This window comes from Streptomyces sp. NPDC048473 (assembly GCF_043200155.1).
Classification (GTDB): Bacteria; Actinomycetota; Actinomycetes; order Streptomycetales; family Streptomycetaceae; genus Streptomyces.
On the sequence record NZ_JBICXE010000099.1, the window covers coordinates 1 to 12,043 of the forward strand.

Below are 12,043 nucleotides of genomic sequence, written 5' to 3' on the forward strand. Positions count from 1 at the left end.
TTCCGCTCCAGCGGAGCGATCAGCCCCCGCATATAGGCCAGTGCCGACTCCCGCGGCTCCGTTCTGGCAAACCGGTGCACGAACCGCTCGTGCACCGCGCTCAGTTCGCCCGCCCACACCCACGCATCAGCCAGGTCCCCACCCATAACAACACCAACGAGCGACCTGCCCAACCGTCACGCAAAACACCGTTGCAGTACTAGTGGTGGGAGAGCGCAGCAGATCGTTTCGCTGTCGCCGACGGACCTGGCCAACCGCAGCGCGATCACACGCTGTCAGTCGTGGTCGGGGTGGAGTCGGCGGTTGGTGGAGCGGGAGTTCCTCACCCGCTGTCTGCGCGAATGGACCCTGCTGCGGTCAATCACCGTGGGCGCGCCGTAGGGCTCGGAGGAAGTCACCACCGGATCCGACTGGTTCCAGCGCAAGGCCGTCGAGACCCTGCCCTCACCCGCCGTCCTCGCCCTGCTCGCCGAGGCCGGAAGAACCCGACGCGTCCGCGCTACGCCAGGCGCCGACTGCGTCAGCGACACCACCGCAACTGACTTGATCCGCAGGCCTTGACCATTCCTCGGTCCGAACGGGGCCATGACGCTCAAACCCAGTTGCGTCGAGCTGCCGCGACACCAGCGCCGAACCGGTTGGTGGTCCCCAGCTCTGCGTAAAGGTCTTGGATCCGCCGCCGCAGCGTCCGTGTCGAAACCCCGAACTGGCGGGCAATGGCGTCGTCCTTTACCCCAGCAGCAAAGAGCGCAAGCAGGTTCCGCTCTTCGTCAGTGGGCTTCCACGTCTGGTCGCCTTGGGGGCACGGCCCCGGTGACGGCATCGCCTCGGAGTCGGGGCCACCACTCAGTGAGGGCGCAGTGGCCCAGTAATGCTCGAAGAGTTCGGTCAATGCCTTCAGCAAGGGGGGCGCTTCGGTGTAGAGGCACTCGTCGCTGTCGGCTGACAAGCTCAGCGACACCATCGCGGCCGACCGGTCCGCCATCGCCAATTTGATGGGCAGCGCCGGCACGACCCTGGCTTCTTCCCCACGCGACACGAGACTGCCCAGAGCCTGCCAGCCGCTTTCAGCATCGAAACTGGCAGCCGCGTAGACGACACGCACCCGCACCCCGCGCCGGACCGCCGCCTCGTCGAGTGGTCCATTCGGAGCCAGCAGGAACGGAGGGCGGTCCATGGCGCAGATCTCGGATCGGGCAGCCTGCTTCAAGCGGTAGTAGCAGTCACCGACCGCCTCCGGACCGCTGATCGTCCTGGTGGCGGGTTCGGCCGTACTGGACCGCCTGGCGTCGTCGAAGATCGCACCCAGCGGCCCCGCCGCGTCCCGCACGGCAGCCAGCTGACGCTCGCGTGACTCCACCAGTGTCCGCAGCGCGTGACGGGGATCCACCGTGAGAAACTCCCCTGAGGATCTACGGCTGACCAACCCGGAGTGGTGCAGACGCTCGAGCAACGCCAACGCGTGCTCGAAGTTCACTCCGAATGCCGCCACTGTGTTGTCGACAGTCCCGCCACCGCGCACCAGTAGATGGCGATAGACAGCCTCCGCCTCTGCATCGAGGCCAACCAACTCCAAGGGGGCGTCGTTTTCCATCATTGCTCTCCGCCTCTGGCCTTAGCCCGTGTGATATCGGTCAGGAAAATACAAGCCGTGGTGGCGGCCAGAGGAACAAGCCCCGGTCGTCGGTTGCCTCCAGTTGGGGTCCCTCGATCTGCTGTCGTCGCGCCCGTCGCAAAGGACGACATCTTCGATCGATTCGACGCACCACTCCAACTACCGGGACGAGCCCAGGGTCAGGACACCGGGCGCGGGCATGCGGGCTGAACATCCAGAGCATCACGCCTGCTCGCAGCGTCCAGCCGGGCTGTCGACGAAGGCAAGAAGACTGGTGTGACGACTCATCGAAGGGCAAGTGAACTGCGTGTTACGGCCGTTGCGGGTTTTGGCTCGGGCGTCACATATGGGTGAGGCATACCCGGCCGTACTGCTCAAGGCAGCGGCGGCCAGCTTGCGTGGTTGGGCTTCCTGGGGAATCCGACAACTCCTCGCGCCTTGCAGTATGTCCCGCTTGGAGATTATTGCGCCGACTTACACCATGTCCACTTGGTGACGTGGCACAGAAGTGCCAAAGCGCTGACTTTACAGTGATGCGAACGGATGGCTGACTGCCAAGGACTTCTGCCCATCTAGTTCATGAGGTTCCCTTGCGTATGCCTCCGTCCCTCAGGCGCGGGTTGACAGCCGCCGTCGCCGCCCTGGTGGTGCTGACGGCCACCGGTCCTGCCGCGTCGGCCGACGCCGCTCCGACGCCCCCATCCCCCACCGCAATCGCCGCCGCCGGTCCTACAATTGTGCGTACCGTCACGCTGATCACCGGTGACAAGGCCACGGTGACCGCCAATGGCAGCAGGCACTCGGTCACGTCGGTAACCGATCCTCAGGGCAGGACCGGTGGCGCTCACGTCATGTCGGTCGGCGACGACATCTATGTGTATCCCGACGCGGCACTGCCCTTCATCGCGTCCGGGGCGCTGGACGAGCACCTGTTCAACGTCACCGAGCTGCTCGCGGACGGCTACGACGACGCGCGCAGCGACCATCTGCCGTTGATCGTCACGTACACCGACGCGGCGGCCCGCTCCCGGGCCATGAAGACTCGGGAGGGCGCCAGCAGGCCCCTGGCCCTGAGCAGTATCCAGGGTGCGGCGATATCCGCGGAGCACGCGCGGGCGGCGAACTTCTGGGCTTCCCTCATCGGTGCCGGGGCGGCGTCCACGCGGGCGCGCTCGGCCGGGTCGGCGCCGGCGGTGCTGGCGGGCGGTATCGCGAAGGTGTGGCTGGACGGGAAGGTCAAGGCCACGCTGTCCGACACCACCGCGCAGATCGGGGCTCCCGAGGTCTGGGCGGGCGGGGACACCGGGCAGGGCGTGGACGTCGCGGTGCTGGACACCGGGATCGACGCCGCGCACCCGGACTTCGCCGGCCGCATCGTGGCCACGGAGAGTTTCGTGCCGGGGCAGGACGTCACCGACCGGCAGGGCCACGGGACCCATGTCGCCTCGACCGTCGCCGGTACGGGGGCTGCGTCCGGCGGCAAGGAGAAGGGCGTCGCCCCTGGCGCCGGGCTGCACATCGGCAAGGTGCTGGACAACGACGGCAGCGGTCAGGACTCCTGGATCCTGGCAGGCATGGAGTGGGCCGCACGCGACCAGCACGCCAAGGTCGTCAGCATGAGCCTGGGCGGCGGCCCTACCGACGGCACCGACCCGCTGAGCCAGGCGGTGAACCGGCTCAGCGAGGAGACCGGAACGCTGTTCGTCATCGCGGCGGGCAACTCCGGCCCGGGGCCGTACAGCGTGGGCGCGCCGGGAGCGGCGGACGCCGCGCTGACGGTCGGCGCGGTGCACGGCCCGGGAAAGGGCGTGGACCAGCTGGCGGAGTTCTCCAGCCGCGGCCCCCGCGTAGGCGACAATGCCATAAAGCCCGATCTGACCGCCCCGGGTGTGGACGTGCTGGCGGCCCGCTCGCAGTACGCGGCGGAGGGCGAGGGCGCCTATCAGACGATGAGCGGCACCTCCATGGCCACACCCCATGTCGCGGGCGCGGCGGCCCTGCTGGCCGCCAAGCACCCGGACTGGACGGGGCAGCAGCTCAAGGACGCCCTGGTCAGCACCACCGCGAGCACCGAGCGGTTCAGCCCCTTCCAGGCCGGCAGTGGCCGGCTCGACATCGCCGCCGCCGTGAAGGCCACGTTGTTCGCCTCCGGGTCCGCGTTCGCCCAGACCCACTACCCGTACACGCCGGGTCAGACCGTCCACAAGGCCGTCACCTACGCCAACACCGGCGGCGAACCGGTCACCGTGGACCTGTCCCTCAGCGGGCACCAGCTGCCCGAGGGCCTGTTCACCCTCACCGACTCCCGGGTGACCGTGCCCGCGCACGGCACCGCCACCGTCGGCGTGATCACCCACCTGGACGCGGCGGAGAACAATGCCGCCTACTCCAGTCGGCTCACCGCCACCGGCGCCGACGGCACGGTCCTCACCCGCACGCCGGTCGGCGTGAACAAGGAGGGCCGCCGCGTCACGCTGTCGGTCACGGCGAAGGACCGGCGCGGCGCCGCTCTGCCTGGCACCTTCGTCCTGAAGGACATCGAGCGCAACACCACGCCCAAGATGTACGAGATCGACGCCTCGGGCCGCATGACCCTGCGCCTGCCCCCGGGCACCTACTCGGCGTGGATGAACACCGCCGTGCCCGGCATCGACGGCACGCACACGCTGGGTTTCGCCATGTTCTCCGCGCCGCAGATCGACCTCGACGCCGACCGCACCGTCCGCTTCGACGCCGCGAACCTGCGCAAGGCGGCCGCCTACACCCCGCAGCCGACCGCCAACCAGTTCATGAGAGTGGACCAGTACCGCACGAACCGCGACCTGTTCCCGTTCATGGACAGCTACATGCCCGAGTACTGGCGCTACGACAGCCTCTGGGTGACCCCGACGCCGAAGGTGACGAAGGGCTCGTACATCTTCGCGACCCGCTGGCGGCAGATCCAGCCGCCGCTGTCCTTCTCCTCCGGTTCGCAGACCTACGACGACGTCGTCATCCAGAGCCTGTCCCCCGCGCTGCCTGAGGGCACGGGCAGCTACCGGGCCGTGTGGGCCGGTGATGGCTCCGACGCGGACTTCCGCAAGCTGAAGGTGCGCGGCCAGGTAGCGGTCGTACGCCGCAGCGACACCGTGTCCGCCCCGGACCAGGCCGAGGCCGCGGCGAAGGCCGGCGCCAGGCAGTTGCTGATTCTGAACGACGGCTACGGAAAGCTGGACCCCTGGGCGGACCTGCCGGACGCCGCTCCGCTGCCGACGGCCTCGCTCGGGACCGACGACGGCGCACGGCTGCTGAGCCGGATCCGCAAGCCCGGCACGGCGACGCTGAAGGTGGTCTCGCACCCGCATCCGCGTTACCTGTACGACCTGGTCCGCCACCACGACGGGGCGATCCCCCGGGAGCCGTCCTACCGGCCCGAGTCCGGCGAACTGGCCCGGATCGACGAGGAGTTCCGCGACACCAAGCAGGACGAGGCCGTGGAGTACCGGGAGGACGTGTCCGCCATCTTCGACAGCCCCATGCTCATCCAGCCGACCCCGGTCCCGGCCCAGGGCACGCTGACGTCGTGGGTCACGGCGGGCGCCGACATCCGTTGGATCTCCTCCGCGGGCATGCGCGACCTCGGCCAGATGGGCCTGACACGCTCGTACAAGCCGCGCAGCACCACCAGCGAGAGCTGGTTCTCACCCATCCAGCGCCCGCGGCTGCTGAACGACGGCATCGGCTGGCGGGCCCCCTTCCGGGTCGGGAACATCATCAGCACCTCTGCGGCGCCGGCCTGGGGAGACTCCGGCGGACACGCGGGCGTCGTCTGGGTCGACGGCGACTCCTCGAAGATCTCGCTGTACCAGGGCGACCAACTTCTCGGTGAGGACGTCAACGAGCGAATCGTCACCGTCGAGGGCCTGTCACCGGACGCGCTGCCCTACCGGATCGTGGTCGAGGGCAAGCGGAACCGGCCGGACCGGCCGTACTCGACCCGTACGCGCACCGAGTGGGGGTTCATCTCCAGCACCACGGACTACACGGTCATCACACCTCTGCCGCTGGTACAGCTCGACTACGCGGTGGCCACTGACCTGTCCGGCAAGGCGCGCCGGCGGACCGGGCTGACGGTCACCCCCACGCACCTGAAGGGAGCGGCGGGCGCGGGGGCGATCCGCACGGTGACGCTGGAAGTGTCGTACGACGACGGTGCCACGTGGCGCCGGACAACGCTGCGGCAGTCGGGCGGCGGCTGGAAGGCGCAGCTCGACGCGCCGTCCCGGGCCCGCTTCGCGAGCCTGCGCACGACGGCGCGGGACACGAAGGGGAACAGCGTGAGCCAGACCGTGATCCGCGCCTTCGGCCTGAAGTAGCAACGGCAGGCGGCTGACGAAAGGGCCCCCGCGGTGGAGACCGCGGACAGGAGCCGCACGAGGGCATCTGGGTTATTCGTCATAAAACGATCCTGGATGCCCTCGTTCTCATGCCCGCACGCACCCCTTGGAATCGATCATCCAGTGCTCCGAGTCGGGAATTCTGTTCAGATAGCCGGCGAGGCCTTCGAGGATTTCGTCGGCGGACTTCGTCCAGACGTATGGTTTCGGGTCGGTGTTCCAGGCGGCGATCCAGTTGCGGATGTCCTTCTCCAGGGCCTGGACTGATCTGTGGACGCCTCGCCGTACCGGCAGCGGGAATTCGGCGGCCTTCTCGTCATAGCCGGAGAGCTCGCACATGGCGGACTTGAGCGCCATTGCGCGGGTGATCTCGGCGAACAGGGCGGGCGCGTCGGCCACGGCGTCGTAGTCGAGGACGATCGGGTAGCCGTAGAGGTCGTCCCAGTCGGAGGTCATCGCAGCCCATCCCGACAAGGTCGGCGGCATCAAGGTCTCCCTCCTCGACGCCCGGCGCGAGGCCGACCTGTGCCACCGACTTCCGCAGGGCGTGCGCTGCTACACGGGTGACGACTTCAACTACCCCGAGCTGATCGCGGACGACGAGTAGGGCTTCAGTCACGCCCTGCTCGGCATCTTCGACCCGCTGGGCCCGCTCACGGCGGAGGCGGTACGGGTCCTCGACACGGGCGACGCGAAGGGCTTCCGCGAACTCCTCGACCCCACCGTCGAGCTCTCCCGCCACCTCTTCCAGACCCCGACCCGCTTCTATAAGACGGGCGTCGTCCTGCTGGCGTGGCTGGCCGGGCACAAGGAACACTTCACCATGGTCGGCGGGCTCCAGTCGGCCCGTTCGCTGCCGCACTTCGCGCGGGCGTACGAACTGGCGGACACTCCGGGCCAGTTCACGAACCCGGAGCTCGCCGAGACCCGGATGAAGACCCTGCTGGGCCTGTACGGAGTGACCTCATGAGCAGCCTCGCCCGCTTCTCCATCCACCAGATGACGGTCAAGCAGCTGTCGATGCCGGAACTGGTCGAGGCCTGTCTGGAGCTCGGCGTTCCGGGCGTCGGACTCTGGCGTGAACCCGTCCAGTCCTACGGCCTCGACGCCACCGCCAAGCTCGTCCACAACCCGGGCCTGGCCGTCACCACCCTCTGCCGCGGCGGCTTCTTCACCCCCCGTGCCGTCCGCGGAGTGATCCCTCCCCTGCCGCCCGGGCTGGACGGCAGGGGCTCACGGGAGTCGGGCCGCCGATGTCGACCGTCGCGGTCGCCGCTGCCGGGGCGGGCGGGCGCGACAGCCCCCCGGTGCACACGCCCGGAGGGAACTCAGCGACCGGTCATCGACGGCGCCACCGGCCGACCAGGCTGTTCCACAGGCTCTTCAGACTCCAGCCGCCGGATACGGACGTGCCCGGCGAGGGCGCGACAACCCCGGTGGCCGACGACTGCGGGGCGGGGCCGACGGTACTCCTTGGGCTGTTCCCGGGGACCTCACCAGGCCAGACGGAGTTCTCGTCCTTCAGCTCCTGCACCGGCGGAAAGTGCACCGGAAGAGCGGCCAGGGCGCGGTGGAAGGGTCCCGGCCGCCACGTCAGCTCGGCGCCGGGGACGGCGAGGTCCACATCGGGCAGCCGGTCCAGGAGCTTTTCGATGGCGACTGTGGCGATCAGCCGGGCCGAGCCCTGTGCCGGACACACATGCGGACCGGCACTCCAGGCCAGATGGGCGCGGTTGCCGACGATCTGGTGGGACGACTGCGCCGGGTCGTTGTTGGCGGCGGCCAAACTGATGATCACCGGATCGCCCTTGCGCAGCCGGACTCCGTCCAGCACGACATCGTGCACCGGGAAGTGGACGCAGAAGTTGGCCATCGGCGGGTCCTTCCACAGGACCTCGTCGAGCGCGTCCTCGATCGGCAGGCTGCCACCGGACAGGCGGCCTGCGAACCGGTCGTCGAAGAGCAGGAGCCGAAGCGCGTTCCCGATCAGGTTCTGCTCGGGCTCGGTGCCCGCCGCGTAGAGTATGGACAGCTCATGGATCAGTTCCTCGTCCGTCAGCGCGACCGGGTGGGCCATCATCCAGGAGATCACGTCGGGTCCCGGATTCGCGCGCTTGAACGCGATCAGCTCGATGAGGCATTGGAGCACCTCGCCATGGGCCTGCTTCGCATCGCTCCCGGCTTCGAAGATCGCGGTCATGCCGGTGAACAGCCGTTCCCCGTAGGCGGGAGGACAGCCGATCATCTGGGTGAGGACGCGCAGCGGCATGAGCGCGGCGTACTCACCGATCAGGTCTGCCTCACCGGCCTCCTGGAACCTGTCGATGAGCGAGTCGGCCGTTTCCTCGATGTAGCCGCGCAGTGCGAGGGGGTCGACCCGGCTCAGGCTGTCCTCCACCACGGCACGCCGCCTGCGGTGTTCCTCCCCCTCGGTGAACATGCAGCTGGGCCGGTACTCCATCATCGGCATGACCGGGCTGTCCGGGCCGACGGTCCCCTCGGCCAGCGCCCGCCACCGGCGGGGGTCCTTGCTGAAGGTCCCGGGGTCGCGCAGCACCCGGAGGGCGGTGTCGTAACCGATCACCATGGAGGCGTCCACGCCGGGGGCGAGCTCGACCGGCACCACCGTTCCCAGCCGGCGCATTCTGGCGTGGGTGGCAGCGGGGTCAGCAGCGAAGGCCGCTTCGTACAGTGGGGTGCGGAAACCCGCACCAGCACCCGCGTGGGCTGGGCAGCCCGGCGGCGGTACTGCCCCGACGGCAGGATCGGAAGTCATATGCGCTCCTGGGGAATACGGGTCTGGAGGTATTCGACGAGGGTGATGAGAGCCTGGGTGGAGGTCTTCGGATCACGGGCGTCGCAGCTGACGAGCGGGGTCTCGGGGAGGAGGTCGAGGGCATCGCGAAGTTTGGACTCGGGATGGGCTGGGGCGTTGTCGAAGGTGTTGACAGCCACCGCGTAGGGCAGTCCCTGCTCCTCCAGCCTTCCCATGACGTCGAAGGACTGCTCAAGGCGGCGGGTGTCGGCGAGTACCAGTGCTCCCAGCGCTCCGCGCGACATGTCCTTCCACAACTGGGCGAACCGTTGCTGGCCCGGCGCACCGAACAAATACATCACCAGGTGGTCGCTGAGTGTGAGACGGCCGAAGTCCATGGCGACTGTGGTGGTGGTCTTGTTCTGTACACCCGTGAGGTCGTCGACTAGGGCGCCGGCCTCGGTCATGACCTCCTCGGTGCTCAGCGGTCTGATCTCGGACAGTGTGTTGACGAAGGTGGTCTTGCCGACCGCGAAGTGTCCGACGATCAGGAGTTTCACCGCGGTCTGCACCGTGTCCGGCAGATAGCCGTGGTCAGAGGCGAGCGCGGAGACCATTGAGCACCTCCTGCAGAAGCTGGGCGTCGGGGAGACCGGCCGAGGGGATGGGGGAACGGGTCAGGATGTGGCCGCTGTCCACGAGATCTCCGACGAGCACCTTCGTGACGCTGACCGGCAGTCCCAGAATGGCGGAGATCTCGGCAACCGACAGCGCGCCTCCCAGGCACAGCTGGACGAGGCGTTGCTTCTCCGGACTCAGCGCGTTCGGCTTGTGCCCGGTGGCGACGACGAGCGTCACCAGATCGAAAGTGTTGCGCGTCGGGTGAGCGCGGCCGCCGGTGACCACATAGGGCCGTACCAGGCCCTGCTTCTCACGCCTTGGCGGCGTCATGCAACGCTGCCCCGATCGTCCCGGGGCGGACTGGTCAGCGCCTTGCCGAGACGGTCGACGAGCTTGTGCATGCGGAAGGTGACGGCCTCCATGTCCACTTTCTCGGAGGTGGACACCGCCAGATAGGCTCCCGGGCCCGCCGCGATGAGGAAGATGAAACCGTCGACGAATTCGACCAGAGTCTGCCGCCACGGCGTGTCGGGGCGATCGCAGAACTCGGCGGTGCTGCGGCTGATCGACTGCAGCCCCGACAGCGCGGCGGCCTGCCGGTCCGCCTCGTCCCGGTTGATGCCCCTGGAGTGCGCTCGCAGCATCCCGTCTGCCGAGAGCAGGATGGCGTGACGCGTTTCGGGCACCCCCAGGGCGTCGTCGAGCATCCAGCCCAGCTTCTCGTTCATGATGTTGTTCATTCGTCAGCCATTCCTTCGGCGTCCGGGGTGGAACCGCGACCGGCTCGGGTACCGCGGGAGAACGCGCCCAGCATGGTGGCGGCGTCACTCGCGGAGCGGGCTGCTGTGGGACTCGGTTCCGGCTGGGTGACTATGGGAGAGTGCGAGGCGACCGCTCGGCGACGGCGCTTCGGCAGCTGGTGGGCCGTGTCGGCCAGGTCCTCCGACCACGTGTGGTGAGTGACCTGCGGCGACTGCGATGCAACCGCCGGCGGGCTCGTCCGCCCCGCCACCTCATCGCCGTCCACCGGTGCGAGCAGTGCGCCGGGCAGGAACACGACCGCTCGCACACCCCCGTAGGGGGACTGCGTGTCCACCGAGACACTGAACCCGTAGCGGGCCGCGAGCAGACCGATCACTGCGAAGCCGAACTGCGGCGGGTCGCCGAGTCTTTCGACGTTCACCTGGTGCCGTCCGGACAGGAGGGCCGCCGCGCGCTGGACCTCGCGTCCGTGCAGTCCGACCCCGGCATCGTCGATCACCATCGAGACACCGTTGTGCGCCGGCTGGAGGCTCACCTGGACCGTGGTGTTGGGCTGCGAATGCCGTGCGGCGTTGTCGAGCAGTTCGGCAACGGCAAGCACGACGGGCTCCACCGCCCGGCTGATGACCGCGCTGTCCAGCTGCGCCTGCACCTGAACGCGTCGGTAGTCACGGATCCGGGAGGTCGCGCCACGTATGACGTCGACGAGCGGCGCAGCCGCTCGCTGCCGGCCCGGCCACGAACCGCAGAGAATCGAGATGGCCTGCGCGCGCCGGCCGAACTGGGCGTTCATATGGTCGATCTCCAACAGGTCGTGGAGAACCTGGGGATCGTCGTGCGCGTCCTGCATCTCGGAGATGGCCAGTTGCTGCTCGCTGGACAGGCCCTGGAGCGCGCGCATGGACGCCTTCAGTGCCGCCTTCGCCGAATGGTCCGCGCGTTTCTGCGCCGATTCGCTGGACTGGAGGAACAGATCCGTCATCTTCTGGAGGTTCTGCGCGAACGGAGTCGCGCTGAGTTCCGCGCGTAGTAGGCCGGGCACTGACTCCCCCTGGCGGTTGGAGGATTCCAGCATCGTGGGAAGGCGTACCCCGGCCAGGTGCCCGACCTCCTCGTCACGGGCGCGCAGGTCGGCTTCGAGCACGGCCTGCCGCCTTTTTGCCGCGACGACGAAGCGCTGCTGGCGGACCAGCAGGACCAGGGTGATGGACGCAGCTGCTGCCACGATCCAGAACGCCGCCTCCGGTATATCTGATGTCATTGCATCCTCATGACAGGTCATCGGATGGTTCGGGAGCGCGGCGGTGGGAAATGGCTCCTATATCCGGACATAAATAGTCATCCTCGGCTGATGATCCACCGAGGAACTCTCACACTATCAGGAGACATTCGGCCATCTTTTCAGCCACGTGTGTCCATGGGAACAGTGGGTATCCGTAGCGGACAACCGGCAGCCCCGACCGTGGGGTTGAGCGGGCGGCCACCGGCGCTCGGAGGAGCGAAAGCCGCCGACGGTTCGTGATGATTCATGCGGAATGATCGCGGTGTGCATGGACGACAAACCTCAGGACGGTCCGCCGGTACGCCCTTGTCGCACGGCTCATGAACCGCGGCGGGGCCGGTTGACGAGTCGTCTGCTGTCATGTCGCCGCACGGGGGAAAAATTCTTCGGAATCGCGTACAACAACCCTTACCGTACCTGGCCGGTCGTACTTGGCATCAGGACTCCTGGAGGGGAACTGGGGGGTTCTGATGGTGGAGGGAAAACCGAGGGGCCCGGTCGACGGACCGGGCCCCTCGAAACACGTCGGACACCGTGCTAGGGCGTGTGTGAGGTCGTGATCAGTATTCGTATTCTGCTGCCGCGCCGGGGTGGATCGCGATAGGACGACGGTGTGACGCGCCGACAGTTGA

At 68.1% G+C, this 12,043-nt stretch carries 7 protein-coding genes and 4 pseudogenes; 3 read left to right on the forward strand and 8 right to left on the reverse strand.

Annotated features, from left to right (window positions below; translation table 11 throughout):
• Together ACGFU7_RS46195 and ACGFU7_RS46200 are read right to left on the reverse strand one after the other, a co-directional pair.
• Positions 1-146 (reverse strand): annotated as a pseudogene (locus ACGFU7_RS46195) (IS701 family transposase); the annotation flags it as partial.
• A 446-nt stretch (positions 147-592) separates the two neighbouring features.
• Positions 593-1,597, reverse strand: a complete 1,005-nt coding sequence (locus ACGFU7_RS46200; RefSeq protein WP_393704641.1) for a LuxR family transcriptional regulator — start codon at positions 1,595-1,597, stop codon at positions 593-595.
• Positions 1,598-2,211: 614 nt separating this feature from the next.
• Here ACGFU7_RS46200 and ACGFU7_RS46205 point away from each other — a divergent pair.
• Positions 2,212-5,970, forward strand: coding sequence for a S8 family serine peptidase (locus ACGFU7_RS46205; protein ID WP_393704643.1), 3,759 nt, complete (start codon positions 2,212-2,214; stop codon positions 5,968-5,970).
• Positions 5,971-6,078: 108 nt separating this feature from the next.
• Here the strand turns inward: ACGFU7_RS46205 and ACGFU7_RS46210 are convergent.
• Positions 6,079-6,279: pseudogene (locus ACGFU7_RS46210) on the reverse strand (hypothetical protein); the annotation flags it as partial.
• Positions 6,280-6,439: 160 nt separating this feature from the next.
• Here ACGFU7_RS46210 and ACGFU7_RS46215 point away from each other — a divergent pair.
• Together ACGFU7_RS46215 and ACGFU7_RS46220 are read left to right on the forward strand one after the other, a co-directional pair.
• Positions 6,440-6,961: pseudogene (locus tag ACGFU7_RS46215) on the forward strand (DUF993 family protein); the annotation flags it as partial.
• Positions 6,958-7,167 (forward strand): annotated as a pseudogene (locus ACGFU7_RS46220) (sugar phosphate isomerase/epimerase); the annotation flags it as partial. The pseudogenes ACGFU7_RS46215 and ACGFU7_RS46220, both read left to right, overlap by 4 nt.
• A gap of 163 nt (positions 7,168-7,330) precedes the next feature.
• Here ACGFU7_RS46220 and ACGFU7_RS46225 read toward each other — a convergent pair.
• The 5 genes from ACGFU7_RS46225 to ACGFU7_RS46245 all read right to left on the reverse strand — a co-directional run bounded on the left by ACGFU7_RS46225 (position 7,331) and on the right by ACGFU7_RS46245 (position 11,390).
• Positions 7,331-8,635 carry a cytochrome P450 gene (locus ACGFU7_RS46225; protein ID WP_393704645.1) on the reverse strand — a complete coding sequence of 435 codons (1,305 nt, stop codon included), beginning with the start codon at positions 8,633-8,635 and terminating at the stop codon, positions 7,331-7,333.
• Between the two features lie 128 nt (positions 8,636-8,763).
• Positions 8,764-9,363 carry an ATP/GTP-binding protein gene (locus tag ACGFU7_RS46230; RefSeq protein WP_393704647.1) on the reverse strand — a complete coding sequence of 200 codons (600 nt, stop codon included), beginning with the start codon at positions 9,361-9,363 and terminating at the stop codon, positions 8,764-8,766.
• The gene (locus ACGFU7_RS46235) at positions 9,341-9,697 is read right to left on the reverse strand and encodes a DUF742 domain-containing protein (RefSeq protein WP_393704649.1); all 357 of its coding nucleotides are present in this window, start codon (positions 9,695-9,697) and stop codon (positions 9,341-9,343) included. Before ACGFU7_RS46235 ends, ACGFU7_RS46230 begins: the two co-directional genes overlap by 23 nt.
• Positions 9,694-10,095, reverse strand: coding sequence for a roadblock/LC7 domain-containing protein (locus ACGFU7_RS46240; protein WP_393704651.1), 402 nt, complete (start codon positions 10,093-10,095; stop codon positions 9,694-9,696). The genes ACGFU7_RS46235 and ACGFU7_RS46240 overlap by 4 nt, the downstream gene beginning before the upstream one ends.
• A gap of 8 nt (positions 10,096-10,103) precedes the next feature.
• Positions 10,104-11,390 (reverse strand): sensor histidine kinase, encoded by a 1,287-nt coding sequence (locus ACGFU7_RS46245; RefSeq protein WP_393704653.1) that lies wholly within the window; start codon positions 11,388-11,390, stop codon positions 10,104-10,106.
• Positions 11,391-12,043 lie beyond the last annotated feature (653 nt).

Excerpts from the sequence above, each read along its gene's own strand:
- ACGFU7_RS46230 (WP_393704647.1), bottom strand. The coding sequence starts at position 9,363 with ATGGTCTCCGCGCTCGCCTCTGACCACGGCTATCTGCCGGACACGGTG.
- ACGFU7_RS46205 (WP_393704643.1), top strand. The coding sequence starts at position 2,212 with ATGCCTCCGTCCCTCAGGCGCGGGTTGACAGCCGCCGTCGCCGCCCTG.
- ACGFU7_RS46240 (WP_393704651.1), bottom strand. The coding sequence starts at position 10,095 with ATGAACGAGAAGCTGGGCTGGATGCTCGACGACGCCCTGGGGGTGCCC.
- ACGFU7_RS46225 (WP_393704645.1), bottom strand. The coding sequence starts at position 8,635 with ATGCGCCGGCTGGGAACGGTGGTGCCGGTCGAGCTCGCCCCCGGCGTG.
- ACGFU7_RS46200 (WP_393704641.1), bottom strand. The coding sequence starts at position 1,597 with ATGATGGAAAACGACGCCCCCTTGGAGTTGGTTGGCCTCGATGCAGAG.
- ACGFU7_RS46245 (WP_393704653.1), bottom strand. The coding sequence starts at position 11,390 with ATGACATCAGATATACCGGAGGCGGCGTTCTGGATCGTGGCAGCAGCT.
- ACGFU7_RS46235 (WP_393704649.1), bottom strand. The coding sequence starts at position 9,697 with ATGACGCCGCCAAGGCGTGAGAAGCAGGGCCTGGTACGGCCCTATGTG.